Source organism: Bacteroides sp. AM23-12 (genome assembly GCF_003434395.1).
GTDB classification, from domain to species: domain Bacteria; phylum Bacteroidota; class Bacteroidia; order Bacteroidales; family Bacteroidaceae; genus Bacteroides; species Bacteroides thetaiotaomicron.
On the sequence record NZ_QTLF01000013.1, the window covers coordinates 1 to 16,287 of the forward strand.

12 protein-coding genes are annotated in these 16,287 nt (G+C 43.7%); 3 read left to right on the forward strand and 9 right to left on the reverse strand.

Features of this window, described 5'->3' with window-relative positions:
* On the forward strand, window positions 1-196 hold a 196-nt coding region (locus DW640_RS23750), incomplete at its 5' end, for a hypothetical protein (protein ID WP_199610365.1).
* Window positions 197-510: 314 nt separating this feature from the next.
* On the opposite strand, the gene DW640_RS12555 is transcribed toward DW640_RS23750, so the two are convergent.
* From DW640_RS12555 to rsmA, 9 genes are all read right to left on the reverse strand, one after another.
* Window positions 511-819 carry a helix-turn-helix domain-containing protein gene (locus DW640_RS12555; RefSeq protein ID WP_032840585.1) on the reverse strand — a complete coding sequence of 103 codons (309 nt, stop codon included), beginning with the start codon at window positions 817-819 and terminating at the stop codon, window positions 511-513.
* Window positions 820-848: 29 nt separating this feature from the next.
* Complete coding sequence (locus DW640_RS12560) at window positions 849-1,397, reverse strand: hypothetical protein (RefSeq protein ID WP_011109081.1); 549 nt, start codon at window positions 1,395-1,397, stop codon at window positions 849-851.
* An 88-nt stretch (window positions 1,398-1,485) separates the two neighbouring features.
* On the reverse strand, window positions 1,486-1,743 hold the full coding sequence (locus tag DW640_RS12565) for a hypothetical protein (RefSeq protein ID WP_117578300.1): 258 nt from the start codon (window positions 1,741-1,743) through the stop codon (window positions 1,486-1,488).
* 463 nt (window positions 1,744-2,206) lie between these two features.
* A complete protein-coding gene (locus DW640_RS12570; protein ID WP_008764280.1) occupies window positions 2,207-4,048 on the reverse strand; it encodes a RagB/SusD family nutrient uptake outer membrane protein in 1,842 nt (613 codons plus the stop codon).
* A gap of 24 nt (window positions 4,049-4,072) precedes the next feature.
* On the reverse strand, window positions 4,073-7,174 hold the full coding sequence (locus DW640_RS12575) for a TonB-dependent receptor (protein WP_008764281.1): 3,102 nt from the start codon (window positions 7,172-7,174) through the stop codon (window positions 4,073-4,075).
* A 39-nt stretch (window positions 7,175-7,213) separates the two neighbouring features.
* A complete protein-coding gene (locus DW640_RS12580) occupies window positions 7,214-8,557 on the reverse strand; it encodes a BT_3987 domain-containing protein (protein ID WP_016269495.1) in 1,344 nt (447 codons plus the stop codon).
* 905 nt (window positions 8,558-9,462) lie between these two features.
* Complete coding sequence (locus tag DW640_RS12585; RefSeq protein WP_072066369.1) at window positions 9,463-11,340, reverse strand: DUF349 domain-containing protein; 1,878 nt, start codon at window positions 11,338-11,340, stop codon at window positions 9,463-9,465.
* 85 nt (window positions 11,341-11,425) lie between these two features.
* Window positions 11,426-12,766 (reverse strand): magnesium transporter, encoded by a 1,341-nt coding sequence (gene mgtE / locus DW640_RS12590; RefSeq protein ID WP_008760927.1) that lies wholly within the window; start codon window positions 12,764-12,766, stop codon window positions 11,426-11,428.
* 53 nt (window positions 12,767-12,819) lie between these two features.
* Window positions 12,820-13,623, reverse strand: coding sequence for a 16S rRNA (adenine(1518)-N(6)/adenine(1519)-N(6))-dimethyltransferase RsmA (gene rsmA, locus DW640_RS12595; RefSeq protein WP_008760928.1), 804 nt, complete (start codon window positions 13,621-13,623; stop codon window positions 12,820-12,822).
* A gap of 70 nt (window positions 13,624-13,693) precedes the next feature.
* On the opposite strand from rsmA, the gene DW640_RS12600 reads away from it, so the two are divergent.
* Window positions 13,694-14,680 (forward strand): lysylphosphatidylglycerol synthase transmembrane domain-containing protein, encoded by a 987-nt coding sequence (locus DW640_RS12600; RefSeq protein ID WP_008760929.1) that lies wholly within the window; start codon window positions 13,694-13,696, stop codon window positions 14,678-14,680.
* Window positions 14,681-14,704: 24 nt separating this feature from the next.
* On the forward strand, window positions 14,705-16,162 hold the full coding sequence (locus DW640_RS12605; protein ID WP_016269498.1) for an aminoacyl-histidine dipeptidase: 1,458 nt from the start codon (window positions 14,705-14,707) through the stop codon (window positions 16,160-16,162).
* Window positions 16,163-16,287 lie beyond the last annotated feature (125 nt).

Here is a 16,287-nt window from a genome sequence, read left to right on the forward strand (position 1 = left end):
CGGGAGCCGGAGCCGAATGCACCAGACGGAAGTAACTTCCGGGAAACGTCCCCAGCTGTACTTCCTTTGTATCACCGCCAAAGGGCGGCTTTCTTTGCGCCAATCGGATGACTACGGGGAAAGCAAGGGAAGCGGCACGGTGCACGGAAATACTGTCCGACCGATAAACGCTGGCAGTGAAGGAGAATCCCGGTAGTAACACTGGAGGAGCAGGGCGAGCGCATGGGGTGCAGTCCTGTAAGGCTGCGCCCTGATGCGGTTGCGCTGCGGTGGGTATTCAGACGAACTGATGTTCGCCTGATCACTTCCGTACTCCTGTGTCCGATCTGCCGGGATTGCTATCACACACCTGGCAGGATCTGCACCTGATCATCCCGATATCACCTGTTAGCTGATAGCAGATCACGGCGGCCGGCTTTTTCCTGGACACAACTTTTGCTATCACTTTGATTCAGCTCAGGAACTGGATCCGGAGAAATCCGATAGCAGATACTAAACCACCTGTGCAATTTAAACAGCAAGAGGTTCTTCTTTAATGATCGAGATTCCGAGTGCATTTTCAATCTTGGCCAACGTTTCAAGCGAAAGGTTTTCCCGTCCTTTCAATACCTTCGAAATATACTGCCGGCTACAATTCATCTTCTCAGCCAGTTGCTTCTGATTCATTTCCAGTTCCTCCATTCTATCGAGCATCAGCATCGCTATATGTTGGGAATACCGCAACCAAGTTTCATTAGCATCCATGTACTCAAACACTTCACGCCATTTCGACGGTGTTGGAGATGCATGCTTTTCAAGCCTCTCCACAATCTTTCTCATGTTCTCATTCATATATCTACCTCCTATAATTACAATTCACTCATATAATCAATAAACCCGTCATCATCAATAATGTTCTCTTCCAGCAAATATCGTCTGACCTTATCCATTTTCACAAGTTCCTTTCTTGTATGCTCTCTTTCCTGCATGGTGGCGGTCAGTTTGATAGCTCCCCCCGTAATGATGTATACGCCAGAAGTCAATTTGATAGCATAAAGACGCAGCCAGGACGAATGCCCGATGGTACGTTTCAATCGGGCCTTTTCTTTCTGAAGCATAAAATCCGATGCCTGGTTATTATCCAGCGGTCGAAACAATCTGCTCAAATCTGCCTCCGGAGATATGTCCATAATGACGCATCTCAATCTCTTGCTGTCTTCAATCGTATCCTTAATCGCCTGATTGATATCAGTAATTTTAAAATAGGCACTCAAATCGTTTATATTTTCTTTGAAAAACGACCGCAGCCACATCACATCACTCCAATCGTAGAACAATTTGAGAAACTCATTATCTTCCTCCCCATCCAGGCGTACAGACCACAGTTTTTTGCTTCCTGTAATATCGTCAAATGTCATATTTTTCCTGTTTTGTTTCCACAAAGATACGAAAAAGAATCGAAACTGTCAACTTATAAGTTGACAGTTTTAGTTAATTAAGATTGTTTTATACAGGCTTTGCGTGTGACTGATAAGTGGTCGTATCAGTTTCCCATTCATTAATATCTAAATCATTCTTTGTACTATCTAATGGTGAGGCCACCGTTTCGCGATTGCTTTCATCAGGAAGCATCGGCTCACAACCACTCAACAGATGGAGTACAAACATAACTATAGCAATAATAGCTCCCGCTGTCAAATGCCCCTTTATATGATGGAAATATCCTCTCACATACGCTTCGCCCCGACTATAATTCTTTTGCATTTTTTAATTTTTTAGTCCGACAAAGTTAATAAATTAAATGCGAGATTTGTCTCTTTTTGTCACTTTAATTAGGTTTATCCGATTAAAAACAATACCTTTGTAGGAGAAAACTTGAATCCTCAATTGGATATTAAAAGAGGGTTTTTGCCAAAGTAGGTGTCTAATTCGGTGACACTACTAAAAATGAAAGCTGTTATTTCATTGAAAATGAGATTATAAAGAAACTAAAGTTTGAGGGCAGGTAGCCCAACAAACCACCAGCTTTTTAATGACAAAAACCCGCTAAAACTGCAATTTTAGCGGGGTTTTTGCTTTTTGTGGTATACTTTCAAGTTGGTAAGGCTCAAAAAAAAGAGTCTTCCAAAATGAATGGAAAACTCTTTTTACATCAGCACCGTTTAGGTGATGTTTTTCTGCATCTATGATGGGATACCTATTGTGTCTGTGTTATGACATTTGGCTGCTACCAACCCGGATTCTGAACAAGTTTGCTCGACTTCTGAATCTCGTTTAACGGGATAGGATAGAGGTACATGCGTCTTTCAAAAATACGGGTTTCAAATGCGGTACGCTCCATAAAGTCCTCCAGGTTATCGGCATTCATATTCATACCATGTACCGGTCCGCCTTGCTTATATCCTTCTTCATCGGCACACATCCAGCGACGGACGTCGAAATAGCGTTGTCCTTCGGCGAATAGTTCGATCCGGCGTTCTTTGCGGATGGCTTCTTCCTGTAAGGCTTGGTTGCCTTTTATTTCAGGCTTGATGTCCTTTAGTAAAGGGATACCTGCCCGGTAGCGGACACTGTCGATATGTGCAATGATACGTTCATCCGAAGGATTTACATGGTTCAACGCTTCGGCATATAATAAATAGAAGTCGGCGAGACGGAATAACATTCCTGCTCTGTATTTTGATTTGGCATTGCTTCCTTGGTTTAAAAGATCACGGTTCATTCCCTTGTAAAGCAGATAGCCGGAGTAGCTCATATCCGCTTTGGAGTTATCGTCTCCGCTGCCTTTATAGAAATAAATCTGTTTCGTTGTTTTTTGCCATGTCTTGCCGGAGTAAGTTATGGCCTGATAAAAACGTGGTTCGCGATTCTTATACATATTAGGAATGCCGTCTTCGCCAATGCCTTCTTCTGAATAAAGTCCTGACTCGTGAATACTCTTGCCGTCATTCATGTAGAAATCGTCAATGGCTTCCTGCAATACACCTACACAACCGAATCCGCTATATATCGCACGTGGAGTGCATCTGCGTTCTCTTCCTTCTCCACCTACATCGCCCCATGAATTCTTGCTGGTTTGCCAGATAGCTTCCGGGTTGTTCAAACTTACCTGAAAGAGTTGGTATAGAGATTCTTCTGCATTCAACTCTCCGTCTTTATCTTTTTCTTTATAAAGGTGATAGTGAGTTTTTGCATAATCAATGAAGCGCTGCAACGCGTTTAAGGCAGTTTGCCATTTTTTGTCATCTTTCGCAGGAAACAGTTGTTTGTCCTGATTATCCCTCAATGCGATTGCTTCCGAATATCCTCCGTTAAGTAAGGGGCTTGCGGCATACACGTGGAGTTTTGCCAGAATAGCCAATGCTGCCCCTTTGGTAGGTGCTGCGCTTCGGTTCTCGTTTGGAGTCCCGTCATCGTTCACTTCCTTTTCAGGCAGCTCATTGTAGCATTCATTGAGTTCGGAATCGATGAATTGCACTACTTCGTCGACAGAGTTCCGGTAATAGTCCAGATCACTTGCGGACGGTTCCGATATTTCTGTCATAATGGGGATAGGACCATACAATTCAAATAACAAGTAGTGATAGTAAGCACGTAGGAAACGAGCTTCGTTTTTCAATCTTGCCAATTCGTCTTCGTCAATGTAATCCGTAACGTCGCCTTGCTGTGGGATCGTATGCGAGTATGCCAGAAATTCGTTTGCCTGACGGATTTGTTTGTAAAGACTCCAGCGCGATAAATCCGCCGATCCGGCATGGTAACCTACTGTCGGAATTGTCTTGACATTATTTTGTGCACTTTTTAACTCGTCGGAAACTGCCGGCCAGGGATTATCCAATCCCGTCAAGGCTGCATAAGAACTGGTTATAATAATGTTTGATACATCCGGAATTCCGGAATATATATATCGGTGGAAGCGACGGGCATAACCGGTATTATTGAATACTTCTTCCATGCTTAATTCTGCCGCCAGGTCGTCCGATACATCCAGATAATCGCTGCAACCCGAAAAGAATATCGTGCTTAGTCCTACGGCCACTATGATTGATAGTTTTTTCAATGTCTTCATATATATAATGTATTATATGTATTATTAGAAAGTAAAGTCAAGACCGAATGTGAAAGTCCGGCTCAGTGGATATGAGAAGCCGCCGTTGGTGTTTCCAAGTTCCGGGTCCCACATTTTGATATCATCCCATACACAAAGATTGTTTCCTTGCAGATAAACACGCAAAGCTTGTATACCGATTTTTTTCAGTGTTTTCTCCTTGAAGTTGTAACCGACTTCAATATTTTTCAGTCGCAGGAAGCTGGCATTGCGCAGCCACCAGGTGCTGGCAGCTGTATTGTTATCATAATTGGTAGAGTGCATGCGCGGGAACATTACATTTTGGCTTGGGTTCTGTTCGGTCCATCTGTTGGCTACTTCTGATCGTACAGCGGATTCTTCGACTCCCCATTGGAACGGGAAAAATGCTCCGTTCGAGCTGGCTCCTAATACGGTCGATGTATTTCCTGATCCTTGGAAGAAGATACCGACATAGGCTCCTTTCCATTCGGCATTGAGGCCGAAGCCATAAACTATTTCCGGAACGGAAGGATTTCCTACATCTTCCATTTGGTCGTTGCTGTCGATCTTACCGTCTCCGTTCAGGTCTTTGTATTTGATATCTCCCGGACGTACTCCGCTTGACAAGCCGGATACAACTCCCGGTTTCAGTTCATACTGGCGGTTCAGACCTTCACCTGTTATGTTGAAGTCGTCGGCGGTATAAAGTCCGTCAGCAATGTATAGTTTCCATGAGTTGAGGCGAGTTCCTTTCTTTTCGAGCCACGGATAGACTTGTGGCACCTGATCATATTCGAGGATTTCGTTGCGTGCAAATGTAAAGTTGCCGCGTGCGCTCAGGTTTACTTCACCGACTTTATAATTGAGATTCAGACTTGCATCCACACCCTGGTTTTTCACGATACCGAAGTTTTGCCATGGCATTTGCTGGAAGCCTGTCACATTGGAAACAGTATTACGTTGCAATAGGATGTCCTTACGTTTGTTGTTGAAGTAGTCCACTTGCAGGTCAATGCGGTTGTCGAATAACCCCAAGTCGATACCGAAGTTGCGTTTGTCTTCGATTTCCCAGGAAAGAAACGGTGATTCAAACTGGGCTTCGGTAATTCCATTGCCTACTCCGCCCAATGCGCCGCTGTTGCTGAATCCGATATTATAGCCACTATTATCTTGTTTCATGGTTCCACGATATAAGAAGCGGTTGCCTCCGGTATCGTCGTTACCGGTACGCCCGATGGAGAATCTTAGTTTCAATTTACTTACTACCTTTTTCAAGGCTTCCGGATAATAATGTTCATTGCTGATATACCATGCCAAACCCATGGCGGGGAAGAAACCGAAGCGATAGCCTTTTGCAAAGGTTTCCGAACCGGTGTAGCCGAAGTTACCTTCTAAGAAATAGCGTCCGTCATATCCATAAGTTACACGGCCTACCAAACCTTGCTTTCTATAAGGTAAAGCGTTATTGTGATACTGTGTTTCTTTTTGCATGTATAGGAACATAGCACCTACATCGTGTTTCTCTGCAAATGTACGGTTGTAATTAAAGGCTGTTTCAAAGTAAATCTTTTTGTTTGAACTGTTACTCAGGTTTTCTGATAACACATCGCTGCCTTCTACTACAGTCTTATATAACAGTTTGCCATTTTCGTCGCGTCCTGTGGCCAGATATTGTGTCGGTGTTTTGGTGCGTTTGGCGATATATGACATGTCTGCGTCAAAGCTGATGAGGCCTTTCCATGTCAAGCCCTTAGTCAGGAAGTCCAGTTTTTGGTCTACTTCCACTTTTGATTGGATGGAAGTTCTCCATTCTTTGGCGTATCCTGAGTTAACAAGCAGGTTGTACGGGTTGGAACGATTGCCTGACGGACGGGGATGTCCGGCCACAGTTCCGTCGGAATAAACTGCCGGCATGATATAAGACGGAGTACGGCACATGGTAGTAAAAATAGTGCTGGTTCCTGTTCCCGGATAATTGGTTTGCAGGTATTGTCCGCTGAGGTCTACTTTTACTGTTGTGGTTTTAGTTGCGTCAAAGTCAATGTTGCTGCGCAGATTGTAGCGCTTCAATCCGATATTGTTATCATAGTCATTGCCGAAATCCTTGAATATACCATTTTCCTGATAGAAGGCGCCGGATACGAAGTAACGGGCACGTTCAGTTCCTCCTCTTACGTTCAGGGTATACCGCATATTATAGGTGTGGTTTCTTAGCATTGTACCCAACCAGTCAGTGTCCGGATATAAATCACGGTCGGCTCCGGGACCGTATTTGGCTATCTCTTCGTCTGTGCGTATGCTGGCGGTCCCTTCGTTGTTCAATGCTTCGTTGTATAGATTCAACGTTTCTACTGAGTTCATGAAAGTCGGCAGACGTGTTGGTTCGAGAATAGTTCCTTCGGCTCGGAAAGAGATTTTAGGTTTCTGTGAATTTCCTCGTTTGGAAGTAATCAAGATAACTCCGTTTGCGCCTTCGGCTCCGTAAACAGCTGTGGCGGCAGCATCTTTCAGTAAGGTAAATGATTCAATTTCATCCGCTTCAATATCCTGCATTTGCCGGGGGACACCGTCGACTAATACAAGCGGATTGGTACCGCCTTTGAAAGAACTTTGTCCCCGAATCCAGAAGTCGGCATTGTCATATCCCGGTTCACCGGAACGTTGCACTGCGATCAAGCCCGGTACTTGCCCTGCCAGATTATTGGTCATATTACGGCTGGAAGAAACGGACAACTCTTTGGGACCGATGGCGTTGATGGAACTCACTACGCTGTTCTTCTTTTGTTTTCCATAGCCGATAACAACCACGTCCTCCAGCATCTCTGTGCTCGGAAGCATTTTGATTGCTAATACCTTTTCTCCTTTATAAGTGATTTTTTGCTGTTCGTAACCCACATAAGAGAAAAGAAGTATATTGCCTTTTTGGGCTTTGATGGTGAAATTACCATCTACGTCAGTGATGGCACCGACTGTGGTTCCTTCGATTTTTATCTGCACTCCGATCATCGGCTGCCCGTTTTCATCGACTACGAGTCCTGTCGGACTTTGTCCTTGTGCATAAATAGTGTTTATTCCTGCAAATAAGGCAAACAGAATGAAACACATTACTTTTAATATCTTATTCATAAATGTTTCTTTTAAGTAAGAATTAGAAAATAATTAAGGTTACTTGTCCGTGCCGTATACATATATTTCTGCCAGGTGTCCTACAGATGAACCACTGCCCAGAGTGGGGATGTAAATACGTATCCAGCGTGCATCACATGCTTTTACGGGGACCATTTGCTCTGTTTTTATGCTACCGTCAAAGAAGTATTTTCCAATCAGGTTCCATGTTTCACCGTCATCTCCTGCATAAATCTCAAGGTTCATAGAAGTAAGTGCATTTTGTCTGGCGATGAGTCCTAATTGGCTGACACTGTTCTCTTTGCCCATGTCGAGTATTATTTCGTATGGTGGAGCTACTTCTCCTCCCTGCCATTTACTATGCCAGAAAGTGTTTATCTCTCCGTCAATCAAAGATATTGTCTGACCGTTGTGGGGGTAAGCGGCTGAAACTTCGCCTGTCTTTTCTTCCGTGTTGGCAGTCACTGTCCAGTGGTCACGGTTAATAGGGCCGCCTTGTTTGATTACGAAATAGTTGGCTACCGTTTCCTTGTCTATGTTGATGCTGGCGTCTCCTTGTCCGCTAAGTCCGCCGAGTGAAACCGGAAGAAGATAATTTCCGGGGGGGAGTGTTTCACCCAGCAGGCTAATAGCAGAGCCTCCCGTTGTCTTTCCCTTGGCGATAGTGACATCGGGAAGAGTGTAGAAGTCGGAAGGTAAAGGTATGTAATAGGTCGAATTTGCCGAATTGTAGTTGTCCACATAGTCCGCTCCTTTGGTTGCAAACGAGGTCGTCAGATCCCATTCGTTCTCAAAGCTTATCTCTGTGTCGAGATTCATAGGTGAAGTAGTCGTTCCTCCTTCTACTACGAAGTCTCCTCCGGTAGATGCAAGTCTGACGATGGCTTCTTTAACGATAAATCCGTAAAGCGTTGCCGTTCGGTCGGAGTTCATAGGAGTCCCTGTAGAGGATACCCGTAATGGAAGAACGTATTTAAGTTCATCAAAGCCGCACAGGTTGTAGATTTTGTGAGGATCATACACCAGACTGCCTCCTGTTACGCGCCTGTCTCCGCCAGGAGAGACGGAATAGGTTGCATTTTCAATCGTATAGCATTCGGGAGGTAGTAATTGATAGGAAGTGCCGTCCGCATTATTCAGAGAATCCAACAGGGATTGTTCTACTGAAAAAGTCACCGTTCCTCCGGTATCCTCTAATCCTGCCTTGGCAATGGATAGATCAATCTTGTTGAGAGGGCCTAAATCGTAAACTTCAATGGTGGAGAATCCACTTTGTGATGCTGAGAACATTCCCTTAGAACGTTCGTTATCAACATCTTCTATGCAGCTGGTAATGCATAAGAATGCCAGCAAGCATGGTGTTAGTTCAAAGCATTTTTTCATAAATTAATATTAGTTTTATTAAAGGTAAAAAGGGTAAAAACAAGTTGAAGTACTTGTGGGTACTCTTGGATTTGGAATACTTATTTCTTTCTCATAGGCATTAAAATTAGAAGTTAAAACTTTTATTTGTGTGCTGAACTATGCTGATTTAAAGTCAAAAAAATAATAAGTTCTATATCTTAGTTCTTGTAGAACTATAATATAGTAGATGATAAGATGGAATAGAATGCATGTTGTTGATAATCAATGGGGAATATTGGGGGATGTAAACGTGTAATAGTGAAATACTCACTCTGTTTCTACCCGTTGATTGATTAAATGAGAATAAATGAAAAACTTATTTGTCATTTAAATATGAAATATTCTTGAAAAATAGTATGACTTTTTCAAACTAATTAGTATATTTGCGCACGAATCGTTGATTTTTAGCAAAAAAGATGGTAAATCTATTGCTTAGTTAGATGCGTTAGTTTAGATACAAATGGATTAACAGACTGTTTTTTGTGCTAAGTTCTACAAGAACTTAGTTTAATTATTCCTCTATTCCTTTTTAATTGGTTGATTGTTTCGGTCAGACCGGGCGAAAAACTCACTTCTTAAATATAAAGCATTTTGGCAGTCGTTTAATTACGGGTGTAAGGGAGAAAATATTTAATTGCTATTTGGATAGTACACAGCGTGATAGAGGTTGTTATATTCTCAAAGAGTTCTCATGCCTTTGAGAAAAAATTCTCACCACACTGAGAAAAAATTCTCAATGCAATGAGAAAATTTTCTCAAAGGCATGAGTATTTTTTCTCAGTGCAGTGAGAATATAATGAAAGCTTCAATAAAAAAGCCAACTAAATCCATAATGGGTTAGTTGGCTTTTATATTAGAGGATTTATCCTTTGTTTCGGGAATATTTATTCTTCCGCTTTCAATGATTCATCGATAACCTTGATTTTCTGTAATACCAGTTCAAGGTCAGCTTTCAGTTTATCCACTTTTCGATTCAGTTCAGTCAGCAGGCTGCTACCTTTCTTGGAAGAAGAAGTAAGGAATCCCAGGTTATTTTCATAAGTCTGAAGTTCATTCTTCATATTCTCATAAATACGTACCAGTTTTTCCCGTTCTCTATATAAAGACTGAGAGCCTCCTCCTTGGATATTGCTGATGTTTGAACGGAAATTGCTTAATTTCTTGTTGGATGCACTGATGTTGAAACGGTCGAACAGTTGATCGATCAAGCCATGATATTGCTTATACAATTTGTCTTTCTCCTTGAACGGAACATGACCGATGGTATTCCACTCCTTCATCAGTTCGCGTACCAAAGTGCTGGCTTCGTCAGTATCCATGTTTTCATCGATTGAAGCTAATTTTTCAATCAACGCTTTCTTCTTCTCCATGTTCTCTATTTCTACAGAACGTTGTGAAGAAGTAGCCTTGTTTTTCTGGTCGAAGAAATAGTCACAGGCAGTGATGAAACGTTTCCATACGGCATCCGAGTATTTCTTGGCTACCGGACCGATTGTTTTCCACTCTTTCTGCAATTTGGTCAGCGCATCAGCAGTTGCTTTCCAGTCGGTGCTGTCCTTAAGTGCTTCTGCCTTTTCGCAAAGTGCTTTCTTCTTTTCCAGATTCTCGTTCATTCCTTCTTTCAGAGCCTTGAAGAATTCTCCTTTCTTTTTGAAGAAGTCATCGCAGGCATGACGGAAGCGTTCGAAGATCTTCACATTCATCTTTTGGGGAGCGAATCCGATTGTCTTCCATTTGTTTTGCAGAGCAATCACTTCCTGCGTCTTGTTCTCCCAAGCCGAGAATGTTTTCAGTTCATCATATTCAATTGCTTCTACAATTTCGCAAATGACAGTTTTTTGATCCAGATTGTGCTGTTCCGATTCTTTCAGCGCTTCGAAATGTTGCTGGTGACGGCGGTTTACAGCCGTAGAAGCAGCCTTGAAACGGTTCCAGATTTCGTCACGCAGTTCTTTAGCTACCGGACCCGTATCACGAAATTCCTGATGCAGCTTCTGAAGTTGGTGGAAAGCGGAAACTACATCTTCTTCGTCAGCAAGCTTTTCGGCTGCTTCGCAAAGATGAGTCTTGATCTCCAGATTCTTTTTGAAGTCGTATTCACGAAATTCGTTGTTCAGTTTCAGCAGATCATAGAATTTCTCTACGTACAGTTGGTAATTCTTCCAAAGTTCATTCACCTTGCCCTGCGGAACCAGTTTGGTTTCGTTCCATTGTTGTTGCAGCTTTTTGAACTCCGTATAAGATTTATTGGCATCATCACCCGATTCTACCAGTTCTTTAAGTTCTTCGATAATGGAAAGCTTGACTTGCAGATTTTCTTCTTTCTGACGTTCCTGTTCGGCTACAAGTTGACTTCTTTTCTCTTTGATCGATCCCATGAGGCGTTTGAATTCCTCTTCTGTCGGATCATCCTTCGGAGTGAAGTCTTCGGCAACGCCTCCGTTGTCGATAAATTGCTTTTTAGCAGCTTCTAACTCGGCGTTGTGTAACTTGTAGAATGATTGTTTTAGATTGTCAATTTCCTGCTTGTTTGCGTTTTCCGAGTCTTGCGCAAGCTCTTTCAATCGGTTCAGTACGTCTTCCTTTGTGGCAGGTTTAGGTGCTGCTTCAGTCTGAACTTCGGCAGTAACTTCTTCAGTAACTTTTTCGGTACCTTCTTCAGTCGGAGTCTCTGTAATGGCTTCAGAAACCTCAACTGTTTTCTTTTCTTCTTCTAACTCCCCTTGGTTCAAGGGAAGATTAGTGTCATGAGCGTCCATCATTGTATATTAGTTTTGGGTCACAAAATAATGAAATAAAACGATTACTTCATACTCTTTTGCTTATTTTTTTTTGATTATCGCATTTTTATGATAATAAAACAGTAATTCCCATGTACAGCATCATACCGATTATGTCATTTGTGATGGCTATAAACGGACCTGTTGCGATGGCGGGATCTATTTTTAGTTTCTCCAGTGTCATCGGGACCAGTGTGCCGAAGATGGAGGCGAACATCACAACGGCAAACAGGCTGATGGATACGGAATAAGTAACCGTAGCCGTCGCACCGAACCGGATAAAGTTGTAGGTATATACCAGCAGGGAGATGATGGTAGCATTGATTAAGGCTACTACCGCTTCCTTGGTCACTTGCTTGAAAGTGTTTTTGGCGTCCAGCGAACTGTTGGCAAGCCCTTGTACGATGATAGCGGAAGACTGTGTACCGACGTTTCCTCCCGTACCGCCAATCAGCGGAATGTATAATGCCATTTCGGGGTGTGCGGCAAAGGTTGCGTCGAAATTTCCCAATATCATGGAGTTGCCGATTCCACCGATCATGCCGATCAGTAGCCACGGCAGTCGGGCTGTGGTCTGTCTTAGTACGTTGTCATCGGTTTCTACGTCCTGCGAAAGACCGGATGCCAACTGGTAATCACGTTCCGACTGTTCACGAACTTCGTCCATGACGTCGTCGACGGTGATCTGTCCTATCAGTCGGCCGATGCTATCCACCACGGGGATGGCAACAAGGTCATACTTTTCGATGGTTTGCGCCACTTCGTCGATGGAAGTGTCTACGTGTACGGAGATCGGGTCTTTCTGCATCACGTGTTTCACTTTGGAGACAGAAGGGGAGGTGATCATCTTCTTGAGCGGGAAGATTCCCCTCAGGCGTTCATCGTCGTCAATGACATATACATAATATATTTCGTCCAGTTCTTCGGCTTGCTGACGCATTTCCTTCAGACATTCGGGCATACTCCAGTTCTCGTTCACGACTACCATTTCGGTGCCCATCAGACCACCGGCGGTGTTTTCGTCATATTTCAAGAGGTCCACGATGTCTCCTGCCTGTTCGATGTCTTCGATGTGCGAAAGAATTTCTTCCTGCTTGTCTTCGTCGAGATCACGCATCAGGTCTACGGCATCATCCGTGTCCATGTAGTCCACAAAGCGCTTGGCGATTGTTTCCGAAGGGATCATTTCGAGGAACTCTTTACGAACGTCCTCATCCATTTCGACGAGTACGTCGGCCGCGGTTTCATTGTTGAGCAGGCGGTAGACAAACCGGGCTTCTTCCGGGTTCAGGTCATCACACAATTCAGCGATGTCGGCGGGATGAAGGTCGACAAGAAGTTCTTTAACCTTATCGGCATCTTTTTGCTCGATAAGGTGTTTTACGTTGTCAATGTATTCCTCGTTCATCTTTTTGTTTACGATTAAACGTTTTACAAATTACGGTTTTCGCTCACTATCGGTCAGTTACCGGATGCGGTGGCTGTTTTCAGCGCTTCTTCCACCTGGTTGGTCAGACTGATGAATTCTTCCACCGACAGTTGTTCCGGGCGCTTGTTAAATAATGCATCCTCCGTCAGCGGACAGTCTTTGCCTAAAATCGGCTTGATAGAGTTGCGTAATGTTTTGCGCCGTTGGTTGAAGGTGGTCTTCACCACTTGTTTGAACAGTTTTTCGTCGCATCCCAGTTCCTTGGTATCATTGCGGGTCATGCGGATGACGGCGCTTTTCACTTTTGGGGGCGGGTTGAAAACATGTTCGCTGACGGTAAAGAGATATTCTACTTTATACCATGCCTGTATCAGTACGCTCAGGATGCCGTAGGTTTTGCTGCCCGGTCCGGCAGCGATACGTTCGGCTACTTCTTTCTGTATCATTCCGGTACAGCAAGGGATGATGTCCTTGTTTTCCAGCATCTTGAAAAATATCTGGCTGGAGATGTTGTACGGGTAATTACCGGTCAGTACGAAAGGCTTTCCGTCGAACAACCGGTGAAGGTTCATTTTCAGAAAATCGTCTTCGATAATGTGATCCTCCAGTGACGGATAGGCTTCACGGAGATAGGCAACCGATTCGTAGTCTACTTCAACGACTTTTACCAACCGGTCTTTTTTTACCAGAAACTGGGTCAATACTCCCATACCCGGTCCTACCTCCAATACAGGCAGTTCGGGGAAGGTGTCGACTGTATCGGCAATATCCTGCGCTACTTTCAGATCTTTCAGAAAGTGCTGTCCGAGAAACTTTTTAGGCTTTACTAATTTCATTTACCAACTAAATAATTACTTTTGCAGCCGACAAAGGTAATTCTTTTAAATGAAGAATGAAGAATTAAGGATGAAGAAACTACTAAAAAAGACGCTGAAGCTGATATTACCGATCGTTTTAGGCGGCTTTATTCTATACTGGGTTTATCGCGACTTTGATTTCAGCAGGGTCGGCGAGGTATTACGGCATGGTACGAACTGGTGGTGGATGCTTTTTTCGCTCTTGTTCGGGGTGCTTGCTCAGGTATTTCGCGGGTGGCGGTGGCGGCAGACGCTGGAGCCGCTGGATGCTTTCCCCAGAAGAAGCGACTGTGTGAATGCCATCTTTATTTCTTATGCCGCCAGCTTGGTCGTTCCCCGGATAGGGGAGGTGAGTCGTTGCGGGGTGTTGGCGAAGTATGATAATGTCTCGTTTGCCAAATCGCTGGGGACAGTGGTGACGGAGCGACTGGTAGATACATTGACCATTTTTCTGATTACCGGCATTACTGTATTGCTGCAAATGCCGGTGTTTGTCACTTTCCTTGAAAATACGGGGACCAAGATACCTTCTTTTGCTTATCTTTTGACTTCGGTATGGTTTTATATCGTCTTGTTTTGTTTTATCGGGGTGGTGGTGCTTCTTTATTATTTAAGGAAAACGCTATTTTTCTATGAACGGGTGAAAGGCTTTGTGTTGAATATTTGGGAAGGAATCATGTCTTTGAAAGGAGTACGCAATATTCCTTTGTTCATATTTTATACATTGGCCATCTGGGCTTGTTATTTTTTTCATTTCTATTTTACGTTCTATTGTTTTGCATTCACTGCTCATTTGGGCATTCTTGCGGCACTGGTAATGTTTGTCGGCGGTACGTTTGCTGTTATTGTACCGACTCCCAACGGGGCAGGACCGTGGCATTTTGCTATCATGGAGATGATGATGCTTTACGGAGTAAATGTGACGGATGCCGGAATATTTGCTCTAATTGTGCATGGTATTCAAACTTTTTTGGTAGTTTTGTTGGGTGTATATGGTTTGGCGGCTTTGCCGTTTACCAATAGACAGCGAAAGTAATCACTTAATAAAAATAGATTTGTTATGAGTACTATTCTTTCTTTAGCTCCACAGAATGTGTGGAAGCATTTTTATTCGTTGACTCAGATTCCCCGTCCGTCCGGACACATGGAGAAAGTGACTGAATTTCTGATTAACTTCGGAAAAGGCTTGGGACTGGAATCTTTCGTAGACGAAGTGGGTAATGTGATTATCCGTAAACCGGCAACTCCGGGCATGGAAAACCGGAAAGGTGTAATTCTTCAGGCACATATGGATATGGTTCCTCAGAAGAATAATGATACGGTTCATGATTTTGAAAAAGATCCTATCGAAACTTATATAGACGGTGACTGGGTAAAAGCCAAAGGTACTACGCTGGGTGCTGATAACGGACTGGGTGTAGCTGCTATCATGGCTGTACTGGAAGCGAATGATCTGAAACACGGTCCGCTGGAAGCATTGATCACTAAAGATGAAGAAACCGGAATGTACGGTGCATTCGGCTTGAAACCGGGTACGGTAAACGGAGAAATCCTGCTGAATCTTGACTCTGAGGACGAAGGCGAACTGTATATCGGTTGTGCCGGCGGTATGGATGTGACTGCTACGCTGGAATATAAGGAAGTAGCTCCCGAAGAAGGCGACGTCGCTGTTAAAGTAAGTCTGAAAGGTTTGCGTGGTGGACACTCTGGATTGGAAATCAATGAAGGGCGCGCCAATGCCAATAAGCTGTTGGTACGTTTCGTACGTGAAGCGGTTGCCAGCTATGAAGCCCGCCTGGTAAGCTGGGACGGTGGTAATATGCGCAATGCGATTCCTCGTGAAGCATGTGCGGTACTTGCCATTCCTGCTGAAAACGAAGAGGAACTGCTGGGCTTGGTGAAATATTGCGAAGACTTGTTCAATGAAGAGTTCTCTGCAATCGAAACTCCGATCAGCTTTACGGCAGAACGTGTGGAACTGCCTGCCGGTGAAGTGCCCGAAGAAATTCAGGATAATCTGATTGATGCCATCTTTGCTTGTCAGAATGGTGTGACTCGTATGATTCCGACCGTTCCTGATACCGTGGAAACATCTTCTAATCTGGCTATCATTACGATTGGCGGTGGTAAGGCTGAGATTAAGATTCTGGCCCGTAGCTCCAGCGATAGTATGAAAGAGTATCTGACTACCAGTCTTGAGTCTTGCTTCTCTATGGCAGGCATGAAGGTAGAAATGACTGGCGGCTATTCTGGATGGCAGCCAAACGTTGAATCGCCTATTTTGCATGCGATGAAGGAATCTTATAAACAGCAGTTTGGAGTAGAACCCGCAGTGAAAGTAATTCATGCAGGTTTGGAATGTGGTATTATCGGTGCTATCATTCCGGGGTTGGATATGATTTCATTTGGTCCGACATTGCGTTCGCCGCACTCACCGGATGAAAGAGCTTTGATTCCTACCGTACAGAAGTTCTATGACTTCCTGGTGGCTACATTAGCACAGACTCCGACGAAATAAGGATTCTTTTCCTATTTATATATAGGTATCATATAGTAAAAAGGCATGGAAGATTATCTTCCGTGCCTTTTTGTCATATTTGCTGCCATTGAAATTATAATTCTGCCTTATAACAAATAAATTAA

Excerpts from the sequence above, each read along its gene's own strand:
- DW640_RS12560 (WP_011109081.1), bottom strand. The coding sequence starts at position 1,397 with ATGACATTTGACGATATTACAGGAAGCAAAAAACTGTGGTCTGTACGC.
- DW640_RS12580 (WP_016269495.1), bottom strand. The coding sequence starts at position 8,557 with ATGAAAAAATGCTTTGAACTAACACCATGCTTGCTGGCATTCTTATGC.
- DW640_RS12575 (WP_008764281.1), bottom strand. The coding sequence starts at position 7,174 with ATGAATAAGATATTAAAAGTAATGTGTTTCATTCTGTTTGCCTTATTT.
- DW640_RS12555 (WP_032840585.1), bottom strand. The coding sequence starts at position 819 with ATGAGAAAGATTGTGGAGAGGCTTGAAAAGCATGCATCTCCAACACCG.
- rsmA (WP_008760928.1), bottom strand. The coding sequence starts at position 13,623 with ATGAAATTAGTAAAGCCTAAAAAGTTTCTCGGACAGCACTTTCTGAAA.
- DW640_RS12605 (WP_016269498.1), top strand. The coding sequence starts at position 14,705 with ATGAGTACTATTCTTTCTTTAGCTCCACAGAATGTGTGGAAGCATTTT.
- DW640_RS12570 (WP_008764280.1), bottom strand. The coding sequence starts at position 4,048 with ATGAAGACATTGAAAAAACTATCAATCATAGTGGCCGTAGGACTAAGC.
- DW640_RS12585 (WP_072066369.1), bottom strand. The coding sequence starts at position 11,340 with ATGATGGACGCTCATGACACTAATCTTCCCTTGAACCAAGGGGAGTTA.
- mgtE (WP_008760927.1), bottom strand. The coding sequence starts at position 12,766 with ATGAACGAGGAATACATTGACAACGTAAAACACCTTATCGAGCAAAAA.
- DW640_RS12600 (WP_008760929.1), top strand. The coding sequence starts at position 13,694 with ATGAAGAAACTACTAAAAAAGACGCTGAAGCTGATATTACCGATCGTT.
- DW640_RS12565 (WP_117578300.1), bottom strand. The coding sequence starts at position 1,743 with ATGCAAAAGAATTATAGTCGGGGCGAAGCGTATGTGAGAGGATATTTC.